We start from the raw sequence: 16,804 nt of genomic DNA on the forward strand, positions 1-16,804 counted from the left end.
ATGCTCGGTTACAGTGGCGCCCACATGAGCGAGCAGCAGACGAACCGGCCGGAATCTGCCGCTCCACTACTCCGTCTGCACCTTTTCGGCGGTTTTCACGCCACACGTGACCACGGCCCCGCCCTCGCCGAACGCTGGCCGCGGCCCGGCGCCCGCGCCCTGGTCAAGCTGCTCGCCGTGACACCCGGCCACCGCCTGCACCGCGATCAGGCCGTGGACATCTGCTGGCCCGACGCCGATCCGCAGGCCGGGCTGCGCAGCCTGCGGGTCGCCCTGCACGCCGCACGCCACGCGCTGGAACCGGAGCTGGCTCCCCGCACCGCTTCGTCGTACCTGGTATCCGACGGCTCACTGCTGCTGCTCGATCCCCGGACCGTATGGATCGACGCCGATCACGCGGAGGAGACGGCACTCGCCGCGCTCGCCGCCGGGGACATCTCCGCGCTGGCCGACGCGGCACGGCACTTCACCGGCGAGCTGCTGCCGGAGGACCGCTACGCGCAGTGGGCAGCGGCCCGCCGCGACCGGCTCGTGGGGCTCGGGGAACTGGTGCTGCTCGCGCTCGCGACGGCCCAGCTCGCGGCGGACGAGCATCAGGAGGCGGCCGCCACCGTCGAACGGGTGCTCGCGGCGAACCCGGCCGAGGAGGCCGCCCACCGGATCCTGATGGAGTCGTTCCTGCGCCGCGGGCTGCGCAGGCTCGCGGTGCGCCAGTACCACCTGTGCCGCGAGGCGCTCGACACGGAGCTGGGAGTGCGGCCGAGGCCCGAGACGGAACGGCTGCACCGGCTGGCACTCACCGACGCGCCCGCGCCCGCCCTGTCCGCGCCGTCCCTGCCCGCGCCCCTGCGGGCCCCCGCCGCGGCACCGCTGCGGGGCCGCGACGAGGTGCTGGCGCGGCTGCTCTCGGCCGCCGGGCCACCGGTGACACTGCTCACCGGCGAGGCCGGCGTCGGCAAGACCAGCCTGGCCCGCGAGGCGGCGCGGCGGGCCGCGCGGTCCGGCACGGCCGTGCTGTGGGGCGGTGGACACGACGCGGAGGGACACACGCCGTACGGGGCGTTCGCCGAGGCCCTGGACGGCTGGCTGGCCGAGTGGAACGCCGCGGAGCGCGCCCGGGTCGGCGCCGAGTACCCCGAGCTGGCGGCGTTCCTGCCGTCGCTGGGGCGTCTCCGGGCGGAGGACGAGCGGAGCCCGGAGGAGGAGCGGGACCGGCTGTTCCGGGCGAGCACCGCCCTGCTCGGCGACCTGGCCGCGGTCCGCCCGGTGCTGGTCGTCCTCGACGACCTGCACGCCGCCGACACCGGCTCGTACCAACTCCTCGGCCATCTCGCCCGGCGGGCGGCGGAACGCGGAACGGCGCTGCGGTTCCTGGTGACGTACCGGGAGGAGGAACTCCCCGAAGGCGACGCGCGCCGCTCGGTCATGGCCTCGCTCACGCGCCAGCGGCTCTCCGCGCGCGAGGAACTGGGGCGGCTCGGCAAGGAGGCGTGCCTGGCGGTGGTGCGCGACGCGACCGCCCACGTCCCCGGCGACGAACGGGCCCACCGGGTGTGGGAACTCTCCCTCGGCAACCCCCTGTTCGCCCTCGAACTCGCCCGCGGTCTGCCCTACGACGGACCGTCTGACAACGTTGCCCCCGACAGCGTGCGGGAACTGGTCGCCGACCGGCTCCTCCGGCTCGACGCGGACACGCGCCGGGTCGTCGAGGCGCTCTCCGTGGCAGGCGGGGAGGCCGCGCTGACCGAGCTGCTCGACGTCGCCGCACACGCGCTGCACCCCCCGGTGTCCGGCGCCGCCGCCACCGACGCCCTGGAGCGCGCCATCGCCGCCTCGCTCGTCGAGGAACGGCAGGTGGTCATGGCCGGACGCCCCGAGGCGGGGGTGGCCTTCCGCCATCCCCTCGTCCGCCTCACCTGCTACGAACAGCTGTCCGCGGTCCGCCGCCGACGGCTGCACACCGCCTTCGCCCAGGCGGTCCTGCGCCGGCGGCCGGATGCCGTCGACGCCCTCGCCTCGCACTTCGCACGTGCGGACGACCCGCGCGCGGCCGCCTACCTGCGCCGCGCCGCCGAACGCGCCGCCGCGCTGTACGCCAACGACACCGCCGACCGCTACTACCGCGACCTCGTCGCCCGCCTCGACGTCGACGCCGCCCGCGCACGGCTCGCGCACAGCCACGTCCTGCGCAGGATGGGCCACTTCGAGGAGGCCGCCGGAGCCCTCCGGCTCGCCCTGACCGAGTTCGAGCGCCGCGGCGACCACGACGACACGGTCCTCGCCGCGGCCCTGCTCGCCGAGGCCCTCGCCAAGACCCGGGCCCCCGGCGCCGCCCGCCGGACGCTGCGCGAGCACCCGGTGACCGCCGACACCTCGCCGGAACCGGCGGCCGGCCACTGCCTCGCCCTGGCGGTCGTCCGCTGCACCCAGGGACGGTACGCGGCCGGAGCGGAGGCCGCCCGGCACGCCCTGACGGCCGCGCGGAAGGTCCCGGGGACACGGGGGCAGGGGCTGACGGCCCGCGCCTTCGCCCTCCAGGCCGCCAGTCTCGGCCTCGCCGGACGCCTCGACCAGGCACGCGAGGCCGGTGACCAGGCGCTGGCACCGGCCGAGGCGTACGGGGATCCGACGCTGCTCGGCTCGGTCCTGTCGACCCTGCGCGAGAACGCGCGGCGCTCCGGCCGCCTGCGCGAGGCCGTCCAGATCGGAAGCCGGGCACTCGCCCTGGCCGAACAGTCCGGCGACCCGGTCTCCGCCGCCTTCGAGCGGGCGAACCTCGCGGAGCTCCGTCTCCTGCTCGAAGAACCCGAGTCGGCCCGGGCCCTGGCCGAGCAGGCCGTGTCGGGCGCGGAGGCGTACGACGCCTGGTGCCTTCCACACGCCCTCGCGACGATGGCGCGCGTGCGGGGGTTCCAGGGCGAGGCGGCGACGTCGGCGGCCGTGGTGCACCACGCCGAGGTGGTCGCCACCGCGCTCGGGGACCGGCAGGCGGGGCACGAGGTGCGCACGGCACGTGCCGAACTGGCGCTGTACGCGCGCCGCCCGGACGAGGCGCTGCGGGCCCTGGACGGCCACGCCGACGACGCCCCGGTCCTGGTGGCCTGGGCGGAACTCATGTCGGGGCGCCCCGACATCGCGATGCGACTGGCGCGGGCCGAGGCGGCGCGAGCCGAGCGCACGGGCGAACGGCTCGCCGAGGTCGAGGCGCGCATCGCCCTGGGCACGGCCCTCCACCGGCTCGGCAGGACACCGGAGGGCACCAAGGAGCTGACCCGGGCCGTGGCATCGGCCGACGCCCTGCCGTATCCGGCGGGAACACGACGGGCGGCGTGGGCACGGGACCTGCTCGGCGATGCCTCACAGGACTGACCGCCCCCCCCTGGCGACCCATCAGAAACCGCGCCGTCCGTGCGTCACACGTGCGTCACGTGCGTCGAGACATCGCACCCGACGCACGTGACGCCCCTGACGCACGCTCAGAGAAACACCAGGTCAGCTGTTCTTTGCAGCCGGTTCCAGGATCGCCACGCACTCCACGTGGTGCGTCATCGGGAAGAGGTCGAAGGCGCGGAGGGTGCGGACCTTGTAGCCGCGGGCGGAGAAGTAGGAGAGGTCGCGGGCGAGGGCGGCGGGGTCGCAGGCGACGTAGGCGATGCGGCGGGCGCCGAGGTTGGCGAGGTGGTGGACGGTCTGCTGGCCGGCGCCGGCGCGCGGGGGGTCGAGGACGATGAGGTCGACCTCGGTGATGCCGGTGCGGGGCAGGACGGACTCGACCTTGCCCTGTTCGACGCGGACGCGGGGGAAGCCGGCGAGGTTGTGGCGGGCGTCCTCGACGGCGCGCTTGCCGGACTCGATGCCGAGGACGGCGCCCTGCTCGCCGACGCGGTCGGCGAGGGCGCCGGCGAAGAGGCCGACGCCGCAGTAGAGGTCGAGGGCGGTGTCGCCCTTGCGCGGGAGGAGGCCCTGCATGACGGCCTTCATGAGGGTGTCGGCGGCCTTCGGGTGGACCTGCCAGAAGCCGCCGTTGCCGACGCGGTGGGTGCGCTCGTCGGCGCGCTCGCGGACGAAGGCGCGGCCGTGGACGCGGTGGACGCCACCGTCCTTCTCGCCGACGCGCAGGACGGAGACGGGCTTGTCGAGCTCGACGAGCGGGAGGCGGGCGCCGGGGCGCGGGGTGAGGACGACCTGGCGGTCGTGGGAGCCGGAGGCGGCGATCGCCTCGACGGAGGCCATGCCCTCCCAGGTCCGCTTCTCGATGCCGAGCTCGGAGACGCCCTCGGCGGCGATCATGCAGTGGTCGATGACCTCGACCTCGTGCGAGCGGTGCTTGCGCAGGCCCGCGTGGCCCTCGGCGTCGATCGCGTACTGGACGCGGGTGCGCCACTGCGGGACCTCGCCGGAGGGGAGCTTGTCGCCCTCGGCGGGCATGACGGTGCCGTCCCAGCCGGCCTGCTCGGGGGTGAGGCCGGCGAGGCGGAGGAGCTGCTCGGCGATGACCTCGCCCTTGAGGCGGCGCTGGGCGCCGGGCTTGGCGTGCTGCCAGTCGCAGCCGCCGCACTTGCCGGGGCCGGCGAAGGGGCAGGGGGCCTCGACACGGTCCTTGGAGGGGTCGAGGACGGTGACGGCGTCGGCGCGCAGGAAGCGGGAGGTCTCCTCGCCCTCGGTGACGCGGGCGATGATCCTCTCGCCGGGCAGTGCGTGGCGGACGAAGAGGACGCGGCCCTCCTCGGTGCGGGCGATGCAGTGGCCGCCGTGGGCCACCGGACCGACCTCCACCTCGTACTCCTCCCCGACCAACGACGAAACAGGGGTGTTCTGCATGGCGGGGGGTCTCCAAGGGGAAGTAACAGTGGGCTGCCGTGTGCACGGCAGCCCACCAGTCTAGTTGTTCTTCGAGGCCGGTTCCTTCTGGCGCTTCTCGACGGGTCCGCGACGGACCGATCCGGGCGCGTTCCACTCCTGGCGCCTGCGGGCCCGCTTCTTGGCGGCTTCGGAGGACTGGAGCTGGTAGGGGACCGAGGTCACCATGACGCCGGGGGTGAAGAGCAGCCGGCCCTTGAGCCGCAGGGCGCTCTGGTTGTGGAGCAGGTGCTCGTACCAGTGGCCGACGACGTACTCGGGGATGTAGACGGAGACGGCGTCGCGGGGGCTCTCGCGGCGGATGCTCTTGACGTACTCGATCACCGGCCGGGTGATCTCGCGGTACGGCGAGTCGAGGATCTTGAGCGGCACGTTGATGCTGCGCCGCTCCCACTCCTCCTTGAGCGCCTTCGTCTCGACGGGGTCGACGTTGACGGTCAGCGCCTCCAGCTCGCCGGCGTGCATGAGCTTGGCGTAGGCCAGGGCGCGCAGGGTGGGCTTGTGGAGCTTGGAGACGAGGACGATGGAGCGGACCCGGGAGGGGCGGACGTACTCGTCGGGGCGCTCCTCGGCGGCGGCGATCTCGGCGGCGACCGAGTCGTAGTGCCGGCGGATCGCGGTCATCGTGCCGTAGAAGATCACCATGCCGAGCAGGGCGACCCAGGCGCCGTGGGTGAACTTGGTGGCGAGGACGACGACGAGGACGAGGCCGGTGAAGAAGGCGCCGAAGGTGTTGATCGCGCGGGAGCGGATCATGTGGCGGCGCTTGGCGGGCGCGCGCTCGCTCTTCAGGTGCCGGTTCCAGTGCCGGACCATGCCGATCTGGCTGAGGGTGAAGGAGACGAAGACGCCGACGATGTACAGCTGGATCAGCCGGGTCGAGTCGGCTCCGTAGACCCACACGAGGAGGGCGGCGGCGCCGGCGAGGAGCACGATGCCGTTGGAGAAGGCGAGGCGGTCGCCGCGGGTGTGCAGCTGGCGCGGCAGGTAGCGGTCCTGGGCGAGGATCGAGCCGAGGAGCGGGAAGCCGTTGTACGCGGTGTTGGCGGCCAGGAAGAGGACGAGCGCGGTGGCGGCGGCGAGGACGACGAAGAAGAACGTGCCGTCGCCGAAGACGGCGGCCGCGACCTGCGAGATGACCGGGTCCTGGACGTAGCCCGGGCCGACCGGGACGCCGTTGTTCAGGAGGTCCTCGGCGGGCTTCTCGGCCATGCGCACGTCGGTGGCCATGGCGAGGAAGATGATGCCGCAGAACATGGTGACGGCCAGGCCGCCCATGAGGGCGAGGGTGGTGGCGGCGTTCTTCGACTTCGGCTTGCGGAAGGCCGGGACGCCGTTGGAGATGGCCTCGACGCCGGTGAGGGCGGCACAGCCGGAGGAGAACGCGCGCAGCAGCAGGAAGACGAGCGCGAAGCCGGCCAGGCCCTGGTGTTCGGGCTTGATCTCGAAGTCGGCGGTGGGCGCCCGCATGGTGTCGTCGAGGACGATGCCGCGGTACGCGCCCCAGAGGATCATGATGAAGACCCCGGCGACGAAGACGTACGTCGGGATCGCGAAGAGGGAGCCCGACTCCTTCACCCCGCGCAGGTTCATCACGGTGAGCAGCACGATCACGCCGACCGCGCAGGCCACCTTGTGCTCGACGACGAAGGGGATCGCGGAGCCGAGGTTCTCGATGCCCGAGGAGATCGACACGGCGACGGTCAGGACGTAGTCGACGAGCAGGGCGCTCGCGACGGTGAGTCCGGCCTTCGGCCCGAGGTTGGTGGTGGCGACCTCGTAGTCGCCGCCGCCGCTGGGGTACGCGTGCACGTTCTGCCGGTAGGACGCGACGACCGTGAACATCAGCACGACGACCGCGAGCGCGATCCACGGGCTGAAGTGGTAGGCCGACAGTCCGGCGACGGAGAGGACGAGCAGCACCTCGCCGGGCGCGTACGCCACCGAGGACAGCGGGTCGGAGGCGAAGACGGGGAGGGCGATCCGCTTCGAGAGAAGGGTCTCTCCCAGCTTGTCGCTGCGCAGGGCCCGCCCGATCAGGATCCGTTTGGGCACGTCGGTCAGTTTGGACACGGAGAGGATCGTAAGCGTTCGAAAAGAGCCACGCGCACCGGCACCCCCGATCGGCACCGAATCTCCCTCAGTACCACCTCGGATGCGGTCCCGGCCAGCGTTGCCGCATAAGCTCGGACCGGGCAACCCGGCAGGGGTTAGCCGGCCGCGGCCCGGGCGCATCGGGCGAGGAAAGTTGTGAGCAGGGTGTTTTCGCAGGTCAGCAAGGCGATCAGGAGTGCGGGGTAAGGGGACGTGCACATCGTCATCATGGGCTGCGGGCGAGTGGGAGCCGCTCTCGCGCAGACCCTCGAACAGCAGGGGCACACCGTCGCGGTCGTGGACCAGGACCCGACGGCCTTCCGTCGCCTGGGGTCGGGTTTCGGCGGTCGACGGGTCACCGGCGTGGGCTTCGACCAGGACACGCTGCGTGAGGCGGGGATCGAGGAGGCCGGCGCCTTCGCCGCGGTGAGCAGCGGCGACAACTCGAACATCATCGCGGCGCGGGTCGCGCGCGAGATGTTCGGCATCGAGAACGTGGCGGCGCGGATCTACGACCCGCGCCGTGCCGAGGTCTACCAGCGCCTGGGGATCCCGACGGTCGCGACGGTCCGCTGGACCGCCGACCAGATGCTGCGGCGGCTGCTGCCCTCCGGCGCGGAGCCGCTGTGGCGCGACCCGAGCGGTGCCGTGCAGCTCGCGGAGGTGCACACCTCCCCCGCGTGGATCGGTCACAAGGTGAGCCGGCTCCAGGAGGAGACCGGCGTCCGTGTCGCCTTCCTCACGCGGCTGGGAGAGGCGATCCTGCCCACCTCGCAGACGGTGCTCCAGGAAGGTGACCTGGTGCACGTGATGATGCGTACGGACGAGATCGCGAAGGTCGAGGGGGCCTTCGCCGAGGGTCCCGAGGAGGGCGGTCACTGATGCGTGTCGCTATTGCGGGCGCGGGTGCGGTGGGCCGTTCCATCGCGGGCGAGCTGCTGGAGAACGGGCACGAGGTCCTGCTCATCGACAAGGCGCCGACCGCCATCTCGGTGGAGCGGGTGCCGCAGGCGGAGTGGCTGCTGGCGGACGCCTGTGAGATCACCTCGCTCGACGAGGCGGCGCTCCAGCGCTGCAACGTGGTGATCGCGGCGACCGGCGACGACAAGGTGAACCTGGTCGTCTCGCTGCTCGCCAAGACCGAGTACGGCGTGCCGCGGGTGGTCGCCCGGGTGAACAACCCGAAGAACGAGTGGCTGTTCAACGAGGCGTGGGGCGTGGACGTCGCCGTCTCGACGCCGCGCCTGATGTCGGCGCTGGTGGAGGAGGCGGTGAGCGTCGGCGACCTGGTCCGGCTGCTCCGCTTCAGCCACGGCGACGCCAACCTGGTCGAGCTGACGCTGCCGCCGGAGTCGGCGGTCGCCGGCACCTCCGTGGGCGACGTGGCCTGGCCGCAGGACACCTCGCTGGTGACGATCATCCGCGGTTCGCGGGTGCTGACGCCGAGCCCCGAGGAGACCCTGGAGGCCGGCGACGAGCTGCTGTTCGTGGCCGCGCAGGCCCGCGAGGAGCAGCTGGAGGACCTGCTGCAGGTCCGCCGCGACGCCGACGCGGAGTCCTGACGCGGGGCGGACCGCGGACGGCGTACGGGGAAGGGCCCGGACCTGGTGAACAGGTCCGGGCCCTTCCCCGTACGCGCGCTGCCGCCGGGGTCGCTCTCCGTGCTCAGGACTCGGGGTGGGTCTGCGCGGCGGCGGCCGCCTTGCGCTCCTTCTCGGCGCGCTCCTCGGCCTCCATCTCGGCGAAGACGTCGATCGGGGCCGGGGCCTTCGCGAGGAACACCCAGGTGAGGTAGACGGCGAGCAGGAACGGCGGGATCTTCAGGGCGACGAGGACCCAGCCGAACTTGGTGGTGTCGGCCCACCAGTACATCGGGAAGAGGATCGCGCACTTGCCGAGCAGGATGAGGCCCCAGGCCCAGCTGGCCTTCGTGTACGCCTTCTTGCGGCCGGGGTTGCGGGTGCGCCAGGAGAGGTTCTCCTTGAAGACCGGGCCGAGGATCAGGCCGATCAGGGGCACGCCGGCGAGTGCGGTGACGATGTACGCCAGGGCGAGGCCCAGGGTGTACAGCATGCCGGGCAGGTAGAAGTCCTTGGCGTTGCCCGTCATCATCGCGAAGACGACGCCGAAGGCGACCCCGAAGACGCCGCTGAAGGCGTGCTTGACGGTGTCGCGGCGGATGAGCCGGACGGCGACCAGGACCAGGGAGACCGCGAGCGCGGCGATCGCCGAGACGTGCAGGTCCTTGTTGATCGTGAAGATCGTGACGAACAGCAGGCCGGGCACGACCGTCTCGATCATGCCGCGAAGACCGCCGAAGGCTTCGAAGAGCGCGGCCTCGGTCACCGCCTTGTCGGCCTGGGCGTCCTGGTCCGGGGTCGAGCGGTCCGCGGTCGGCTTGTCGAGGGACGTCACCGGCTACTCCTGTCCGAGCGGTCGGAGCTCGTATTTGGGGTTGAAGAGGACCCGCCGGCCGTGGCTCATGGAGATGCGGCCGGAGGCGATCAGCTTGCGGCCCGGTTCGATGCCCACGATGGAGCGCCGACCGAGCCACACGACGTCGAGCGGTGCCGTGCCGTCGAAGAGTTCGGCCTCCAGCGCGGGCACACCGGCGCGGGGACGCAGCGTGACCGTGCGCAAGGTACCAGTCACCTTGACTATCTGGCGGTCGGAGCAGTCGCAGATCCGTGTGCACCCCGAGGCTTCGGCGTCCTCCTGGAGCTCCTCCGACTCCAGGTCCTCCGGGGAGGAGGAGAGCCGGTCGAGCATCCGGCGGAACCTACCGGCCGGCTTCTCTGTACGCGGTGCAGCACTCATACAGAAAGCGTACCGGCCGCCGCTCCCACCGGGACCGGGCCCTGACGGCCGCTCCGTTCAGCGTTCGAAGCGGTACCCCATGCCCGGTTCGGTGACGAAGTGGCGCGGGTGCGAGGGGTCGGTCTCCAGCTTGCGGCGCAGCTGGGCCATGTACACGCGGAGGTAGTTGGTCTCGGTGCCGTACGAGGGTCCCCAGACCTCCTGGAGGAGCTGCTTCTGGCTGACCAGGCGGCCGCTGTTGCGGACGAGGACCTCCAGGAGGTGCCACTCGGTGGGGGTGAGCCGGACGTCGCGCCCCTCGCGGTGGACCTTCTTCGCCGCCAGGTCGACGGTGAAGCCCTCGGCCTCGACCACGACGACCCCGTCCTCGGCGCCGCCGACCGGTTCGGCCCGGCGCACGGCGGCGCGCAGCCGGGCGAGCAGCTCGTCCATGCCGAAGGGCTTGGTGACGTAGTCGTCGGCGCCGGCGTCGAGCGCCTCGACCTTCTCGTCGGAGGTCTGGCGGGCCGAGAGGACCAGGATCGGCACCCTCGTCCAGCCGCGCAGGCCCCTGATGACCTCGACGCCGTCCATGTCCGGCAGGCCGAGGTCGAGGACGACGACGTCGGGGTGGCGTTCGGCGGCGAGCCGGAGGGCGGTGGCGCCGTCGGGTGCGGCGTCGACCTCGTACTTCCGCGCCTTGAGGTTGATCACCAGGGCGCGGACGATCTGCGGCTCGTCGTCGACCACGAGGACCCGGGTCATGGAGGGGGCCTACTTTCTGCTGGAGGTGCTGCGGGAAGCTGTCGTGTGCCCGGCGCCGGCCGGACCCCGGGTCAGGTCACGGCGTGGGCCGGGAGGTCGGCGGGCGGTACGGGCCCGCCGGGGGCGGCCCGGAGGGTGAGGACCATGGTCAGTCCGCCGCCGGGGGTGTCCTCGGCGCCGAGGGTCCCGCCCATGGACTCCACGAAGCCGCGGGCCACCGCGAGCCCGAGGCCGACGCCGGAACCGCGCGGGGCGTCGCCGAAGCGCTGGAAGGGCTCGAAGATGCCGTCCTTGGCCTCGTCGGGCACGCCGGGGCCGCGGTCGACGACCCGCAGTTCGACCCGGTCCCCCAGCGTGCTGGCGGCGACGGCGACCGGCACGCCCTCGGGGCTGTACTTCACGGCGTTCTCGACGATGTTGGCGACCGCCCGCTCCAGGAGGCCCTTGTCGACGTCGACCATGGGCAGGGACTCGGGGATGTCCAGCTCGGCGCTGCCGTCCGGTACGCCCCCGAGGGCCATCGGGACCACCTCGTCGAGGTCGACGGTCCGGATCAGCGGGGTGACCGTGCCGGTCTGGAGCCGGGACATGTCGAGGAGGTTGCCGACGAGGTGGTCGAGGCGGTCGGCGCCGGCCTCGATGCCCTCCAGGAGCTCGGCCCGGTCCTCCTCCGACCATTCGACGTCGTCGGAGCGGAGCGAGGAGACGGACGCCTTGATGCTCGCGAGGGGCGTCCGCAGGTCGTGGCTGACGGCGGCGAGCAGGGACGTGCGGATCTTGTTGCCCTCTGCCTGCTTCCTGGCCTCCTCCGCCTCGCCCACCAGCCGCTGCCGGTCGAGGACGACCGCGGCCTGGGCGGCGAAGGCGCCGAGCACCCGGCGGTCCTCCGCGGGCAGTACCCGGCCCGACAGGGCGAGGGCCAGGTGGTCGCCGACCGGCATGTCGACGTCGGCGTCCTCCGGCCGGGCGGCCGGGTGGGGGCCCACGCTCGCGGCCCTGGTCCACGGCTCGATGTCGTCCGCGCGCTCCAGGAGGGCCACCGACTCCATGGAGAAGGTCTCGCGGACCCGTTCGAGGAGGGCGTCCAGGCTGGTCTCGCCGCGCAGCACGCTGCCGGCGAGATAGGAGAGCACTTCGGACTCGGCGCGCAGCCGGGCGGCCTGGTGGGTGCGGCGGGCGGCCAGGTCGACGACCGAGGCGACCGCCATCGCGACGCCGAGGAAGACGGCGATGGCGACGATGTTCTTGGGGTCGGCGACGGTCAGCCGGTGGATGGGCGGGGTGAAGAACCAGTTGAGGAGGAGGGAGCCGGCGACGGCCGACGCGAGCGCCGGCGCGAAGCCGCCGAGGAGCGCCGCGGAGACCGTCAGGGCGAGGAAGAGCAGCATGTCGTTGGCGAGCCCGAGGTCGGCGTCGACATGGGTGAGGAGCAGCGCGAGGGCGGCGGGGCCCGCGACGCCGACGATCCAGCCGCCGAGGATGCGGGAGCGGCCGAGGCGGGCGCCGCGCGCGACCGGGAGCCCGCGCCCCTTGGCGACCTCGCCGTGGGTGACGATGTGGACGTCGAGGTCGGGACCGGAGTCCCGGGCGACGGTCTGGCCGACTCCGGGGCCGAGCATGTACTGCCAGGTGCGGCGGCGGCTGGAGCCGAGGACGATCTGCGTGGCGTTGACCCCGCGGGCGAACTCCAGGAGGGCCGAGGGGATGTCGTCGCCGATGACGTGGTGGAACGTGCCGCCGAGGTCCTCGACCAGGGTGCGCTGGACGGCCAGCTCCTTCGGCGAGGCCGCGGTGAGTCCGTCGCTGCGGGCTATGTAGACGGCGAGCACCTCGCCGCCGGCGCCCTTCTCCGCGAGGCGGGTGGCCCGGCGTATCAGGGTGCGGCCCTCGGGTCCGCCGGTCAGGCCGACGACGATCCGCTCGCGGGCCTGCCAGGTGGAGCGGATGTTGTGCTCGCCCCGGTACTGCTGGAGGTACTCGTCGACGCGGTCGGCCGTCCACAGCAGGGCCAGCTCGCGCAGGGCGGTGAGGTTGCCGGGGCGGAAGTAGTTGGACAGGGCCGCGTCGACCTTGTCCGAGGTGTAGACGTTGCCGTGGGCCATCCGGCGCCGCAGGGCCTCCGGGCTCATGTCGACCAGTTCGATCTGGTCGGCCCTGCGCACGACCTCGTCGGGGACGGTCTCCCGCTGGCGCACCCCGGTGATCGACTCGACGACGTCGCCGAGCGACTCCAGGTGCTGGATGTTGACCGTCGAGACCACGTCGATGCCGGCGGCGAGGAGCTCGGCGACGTCCTGCCACCGTTTGGGGTTCCGGGAGCCCGGCACGTTCGTGTGGGCGAGCTCGTCGACGAGGGCGACGGCCGGACGGCGGGCCAGGACGGCGTCGACGTCCATCTCGGTGAAGGCGGTCCCCCGGTAGTCCAGGGTGCGGCGCGGAACCTGCTCCAGGCCGTGCAGCATGACCTCCGTGCGCGGCCGTCCGTGGTGCTCCACGAAGGCCACGACGCAGTCCGTGCCGCGCTCGACCCGCCGGTGCCCCTCGGAGAGCATCGCGTAGGTCTTGCCGACGCCCGGCGCAGCGCCGAGGTAGATCCGAAGCTTGCCGCGTCCCATGGCTCGACCATACGTCCAGCCAATCGGACATTCCGTACGCGGGGAGATGCCCCGGTGCGGTATTGACGTGATTCTGATGTCGAACCGCCGGACCGCGATGTCGAGAACCCCGGACCGGCTCCGACCTCACCGTGACAACAGCCCCGGCACCGCCCGGGACGCGACGCACACCGAGGAGCCCCCCGTGAAGTACATGCTGCTGATGCAGTTCAACGCGCAGAGCCTCGACGTCCCCTCGATCGGGGAGTGGGAGCCGGAGGAGATCCGCGCGCACATCGCGTTCATGCGGACCACGAACGAGAAGCTGGCGGCGGCGGGCGAGCTGGTCGACGCGCAGGGGCTCGCCATGCCGGAGACGGCGCGGATCGTGCGGGCGGCGGCGGACGGCTCGGCCCTGGTGACCGACGGGCCCTTCGCCGAGACGAAGGAGTTCCTGGCCGGCTGGTGGATCGTCGAGGTGCCCTCGCAGGAGCGCGCCGTGGCGATCGCGGCCGAGGTGTCGGCGGCGCCCGGCCCCGGCGGGGCCCCGGTCAACATGCCCATCGAGGTACGCGAGGTCATGTCCGCGCCCCCGGAGACGGCGGACGCCCGCAGCTGAGCCGACGGGCCGGGCGGGGGCGCGGGGGCGGGGCTGGGCGGCCGGGCGGCCGAGCAGACGGGCTGAGCGGCCGGGCAGGCGGGCTGGGCGGCCAAGCCGAGCGGCAGCGGCGCCGGCCCCGCCCCGCGGCTCCCCGTCCCGCCCCGCTGCTCCGTGCCCCGCTCCCGTGGCTCAGTGCTCGATGATCTCGCCGTCGCTGAGCTCCAGGACCCGGTCGGCCAGGCCGAGGAGCTGGGGGTCGTGGGTGGCGACCAGGGCCGTGCAGCCCTCGCTGCGGACGACGGCGCGGAGCAGCTGCATGACGGCGAGGCCGGTCTCGGCGTCCAGCTGGCCCGTCGGCTCGTCGGCTATGAGCAGCGCGGGCTTGTTGGCGAGGGCGCGGGCGATGGCGACGCGCTGCTGCTGGCCGCCGGAGAGCTCCCCGGGCCGCTGCTCGGCGTGGTCGGCGAGCCCCACGAGCCCGAGCAGCAGGGCCACCCGCTCCTCGCGCTCCCTCGGGTCGGCCTTGCGCAGCCGCATGGGGACGCCCACGTTCTCGGCGGCGGAGAGGATCGGGAGCAGTCCGAAGGACTGGAAGATGAAGCCGATCCGGTCGCGGCGCAGCTCCAGGAGACCGCTCTCGCCGAGCGTGGAGAGGTCGGTGCCGTCGATGACGATGCGGCCTCCGTCGGCGCTGTCGAGGCCGCCCACGAGGTTGAGCAGGGTCGTCTTGCCGGAGCCGGAGCGGCCCTTGAGCGCGACGAGCTCGCCACGCGGGATGTCGAAGGAGACCCCGCGCAGGGCGTGGACGGCGGCCTCGCCCGTCCCGTACGAACGGCGCAGGTCCTCGACGCGGACCATCGGCAGGCCGGCCGGGTCCTCGGCCAGGGCCGTCGCGGACCCCGTGCTGCTCTCACTCACCCTGTGTTCCCCCTCCTCGAACATGTGCGTTCGCCAGTATGGTCCTGGGCCGCCCTCCTCTGCCAGAGCCCGAGGCCGGCCCTGTGGAAAACCCCGCAGGCCGAGAACCGGCGCGGGTCCGGGGGCGAGGACGGCGGGCCGGCGACGCCGGGGCGGCCGGAAAGGCCGGTGGGCCGCCGCCCGTACGCGAGGTACGGGCGGCGGCCCACCGGCCGTGCTGGGGTGACGCCGGTCCGTGGGGGCGGGCCGGCGATTTGTGGGTCAGCGGATCTCGGAGATCTCCGGGCCGCGCTGGAGCTGGCCCATGCCGCCGGAGAAGCGGGAGTTCTCCTGCTCCTCCTGCTGGACGCCGTCCGGCACCATCTGCGCGTCGTTCGGCAGCTTGAGCACGATCGGGTCGCGGGGGGCCATCGGGCCGTCGCCGCGGACGACGACGGTGTCCCGGACGATCTGCTCCAGGAGGCCAGCGGCCTCGGGCTGGACCGCGCCCTGCCCGGAGATCACTCCGCGCAGGAACCAGCGGGGTCCGTCGACGCCCACGAAGCGGACCAGCTGTACACCGCGATTGCCGTCCGGCAGCTGTACGGGGACCTGGGCCCGAAGCTCCCAGCCCAGCGGACCCTCGACCTCGTCGATGGCGCCGCCCTGCTGGATGATGCCCGTGGCGATCTCGTCGCGGACCTCGCCCCAGATGCCCTCGTTCTTGGGGGCGGCGAATGCCTGCAGCTGTACGGCGCTGTCGCGCAGCACGACGGTGGCGGCGACGATCGCGTCACCGGCCACCTCGACCCGCAGCTCCATGCCCTCGACTCCGGGCACGAAGACGCCGCCGAGGTCCACGCGGCCCTCGTCGGGCTTGGACACCTCGGAGATGTCCCAGGGCCCGTCGGGCCGGGGCGCCGGCGGAAGGTTCACCCGGCGCGGCGCGGCGTCCGCGTCCTCGCCGTCCACTGCGTCGACGACCTGCTCGGCCTCGCCCGCCGCGTCCTCGGCGGCACCGCTCTTCTTGCGACGTCCGAACACGTCACTGTCCTTCCCGGTCGGATACGACCGAAGCGTATCGATTCCCACCCGTTGTGCCGTCCACGGCGGCATGACCGCCGGTGGACCCGAAGCCCCCCTCGGCCCGCGCCGAGCCGGGAAGCTCCGCCACCTCGTGGAAGCGCACCTTCTCGACCTGCTGGACGACAAGCTGGGCGATCCTGTCGAATCGTTCGAACCGCACGGTCTCGCGCGGGTCGAGATTGACCACGATCACCTTGATCTCTCCACGGTACCCGGCATCCACCGTCCCCGGGGCATTCACCAGTGCCACTCCGCAGCGGGCCGCGAGACCGGAGCGCGGGTGCACGAAGGCCGCGTAGCCGTCCGGCAGGGCGATGGAGACCCCGGTGGGCAGCACCGCGCGCTCGCCGGGGGCGAGCTCGGCGGCCTCGGTGGTCACCAGGTCGGCCCCGGCGTCGCCGGGATGCCCGTAGGCCGGGATCGGCACCTCCGGGTCCACGCGGCGGATCAGTACGTCGACAGGGTTGCGCATCAGGGGTTCACCTCGAAGGCGCGGGCGCGCCTGACCTGGTCGGGGTCGGACATGGCGGCCTGGATCTCCTCCGGGCGGCCGTTGTCGATGAAGTGGTCGACCTTCACCTCGACGAAGAGGGCGTCGGCGCGGACGGCGACGGGGCCCTCGGGCCCGCCGATCCGGCCGACGGCGGTCGAGAAGATCTTGCGGCCGTGCACGGCGGTGACCTCGGCCTCCAGGTGGAGGACGGTGCCGACGGGGACGGGCCGCACGAAGTCGGTCTCCAGTCGTCCGGTCACGGCGATGACCCGCAGCAGCCAGTTCAGGGAGCCGAGGGTCTCGTCGAGCGCGGTGGCGAGCACGCCGCCGTGCGCGAGGCCGGGGGCGCCCTGGTGGTCGGGGGTCACCGTGAACTCGGCGGTGACGGTCACGTCCGCGCCCGCCCGTGCCTCCAGGTGGAGGCCGTGGGGCTGCCCGCCGCCGCACCCGAAGCAGTACGCGTAGTGCGAACCGAGCAGCTCGCCGGGGGCCGGGGCGTCGGGGTGGCGTACCGGCGGTATGGCGTCGGCCGGCGGGGTGAGGGCGGCAGATGTTGCAGTCACAGGCGCAGACCTTACCCGCGCGGATGGGCGCCGGTCGCGCCGTGCCAAGCTTGGA

General features: G+C 73.0%; 14 protein-coding genes. 4 read left to right on the forward strand and 10 right to left on the reverse strand.

Going from position 1 to position 16,804, the window contains the following annotated elements; genetic code table 11:
• Window positions 1–24 precede the first annotated feature (24 nt).
• The gene (locus AB0424_RS15305) at window positions 25–3,369 is read left to right on the forward strand and encodes an AAA family ATPase (RefSeq protein ID WP_366305500.1); all 3,345 of its coding nucleotides are present in this window, start codon (window positions 25–27) and stop codon (window positions 3,367–3,369) included.
• A 123-nt stretch (window positions 3,370–3,492) separates the two neighbouring features.
• Here AB0424_RS15305 and AB0424_RS15310 read toward each other — a convergent pair whose 3' ends face one another.
• Both AB0424_RS15310 and AB0424_RS15315 read right to left on the reverse strand, forming a co-directional pair.
• Window positions 3,493–4,821, reverse strand: coding sequence for a TRAM domain-containing protein (locus AB0424_RS15310; RefSeq protein WP_366305502.1), 1,329 nt, complete (start codon window positions 4,819–4,821; stop codon window positions 3,493–3,495).
• Window positions 4,822–4,881: 60 nt separating this feature from the next.
• The gene (locus AB0424_RS15315; RefSeq protein WP_366305504.1) at window positions 4,882–6,933 is read right to left on the reverse strand and encodes an APC family permease; all 2,052 of its coding nucleotides are present in this window, start codon (window positions 6,931–6,933) and stop codon (window positions 4,882–4,884) included.
• Between the two features lie 234 nt (window positions 6,934–7,167).
• On the opposite strand from AB0424_RS15315, the gene AB0424_RS15320 reads away from it, so the two are divergent.
• Both AB0424_RS15320 and AB0424_RS15325 read left to right on the forward strand, forming a co-directional pair.
• A complete protein-coding gene (locus tag AB0424_RS15320) occupies window positions 7,168–7,836 on the forward strand; it encodes a TrkA family potassium uptake protein (RefSeq protein ID WP_366305505.1) in 669 nt (222 codons plus the stop codon).
• Entirely contained in the window at window positions 7,836–8,516 is a 681-nt protein-coding gene (locus AB0424_RS15325; protein WP_366305507.1) for a TrkA family potassium uptake protein, read from the forward strand. The genes AB0424_RS15320 and AB0424_RS15325 overlap by 1 nt, the downstream gene beginning before the upstream one ends.
• 103 nt (window positions 8,517–8,619) lie before the next feature.
• Here the strand turns inward: AB0424_RS15325 and AB0424_RS15330 are convergent, their stop codons facing one another.
• The 4 genes from AB0424_RS15330 to AB0424_RS15345 form a co-directional block, all read right to left on the reverse strand.
• Entirely contained in the window at window positions 8,620–9,369 is a 750-nt protein-coding gene (locus AB0424_RS15330) for a DUF3159 domain-containing protein (protein ID WP_366305509.1), read from the reverse strand.
• 3 nt (window positions 9,370–9,372) lie between these two features.
• Window positions 9,373–9,771 (reverse strand): OB-fold nucleic acid binding domain-containing protein, encoded by a 399-nt coding sequence (locus AB0424_RS15335; protein ID WP_073906407.1) that lies wholly within the window; start codon window positions 9,769–9,771, stop codon window positions 9,373–9,375.
• A 57-nt stretch (window positions 9,772–9,828) separates the two neighbouring features.
• Window positions 9,829–10,515, reverse strand: a complete 687-nt coding sequence (locus AB0424_RS15340; protein WP_366305510.1) for a response regulator — start codon at window positions 10,513–10,515, stop codon at window positions 9,829–9,831.
• 71 nt (window positions 10,516–10,586) lie between these two features.
• The gene (locus AB0424_RS15345; RefSeq protein ID WP_366305512.1) at window positions 10,587–13,130 is read right to left on the reverse strand and encodes a sensor histidine kinase KdpD; all 2,544 of its coding nucleotides are present in this window, start codon (window positions 13,128–13,130) and stop codon (window positions 10,587–10,589) included.
• Window positions 13,131–13,323: 193 nt separating this feature from the next.
• Between AB0424_RS15345 and AB0424_RS15350 the strand changes: the two genes are divergently transcribed.
• Window positions 13,324–13,728 carry a YciI family protein gene (locus AB0424_RS15350; RefSeq protein ID WP_366305765.1) on the forward strand — a complete coding sequence of 135 codons (405 nt, stop codon included), beginning with the start codon at window positions 13,324–13,326 and terminating at the stop codon, window positions 13,726–13,728.
• Window positions 13,729–13,899: 171 nt separating this feature from the next.
• On the opposite strand, the gene AB0424_RS15355 is transcribed toward AB0424_RS15350, so the two are convergent.
• The 4 genes from AB0424_RS15355 to AB0424_RS15370 all read right to left on the reverse strand — a co-directional run bounded on the left by AB0424_RS15355 (window position 13,900) and on the right by AB0424_RS15370 (window position 16,749).
• Complete coding sequence (locus AB0424_RS15355; RefSeq protein ID WP_366305513.1) at window positions 13,900–14,628, reverse strand: ABC transporter ATP-binding protein; 729 nt, start codon at window positions 14,626–14,628, stop codon at window positions 13,900–13,902.
• 261 nt (window positions 14,629–14,889) lie between these two features.
• Window positions 14,890–15,651 (reverse strand): DUF3710 domain-containing protein, encoded by a 762-nt coding sequence (locus tag AB0424_RS15360; protein WP_366305515.1) that lies wholly within the window; start codon window positions 15,649–15,651, stop codon window positions 14,890–14,892.
• A gap of 1 nt (window position 15,652) precedes the next feature.
• On the reverse strand, window positions 15,653–16,165 hold the full coding sequence (gene dut / locus AB0424_RS15365; RefSeq protein ID WP_366305517.1) for a dUTP diphosphatase: 513 nt from the start codon (window positions 16,163–16,165) through the stop codon (window positions 15,653–15,655).
• Complete coding sequence (locus AB0424_RS15370; RefSeq protein ID WP_366305519.1) at window positions 16,165–16,749, reverse strand: PaaI family thioesterase; 585 nt, start codon at window positions 16,747–16,749, stop codon at window positions 16,165–16,167. Before AB0424_RS15370 ends, dut begins: the two co-directional genes overlap by 1 nt.
• Between the last annotated feature and the right edge of the window lie 55 nt (window positions 16,750–16,804).

Source organism: Streptomyces sp. NPDC051180 (genome assembly GCF_040689545.1).
Taxonomy (GTDB): domain Bacteria; phylum Actinomycetota; class Actinomycetes; order Streptomycetales; family Streptomycetaceae; genus Streptomyces.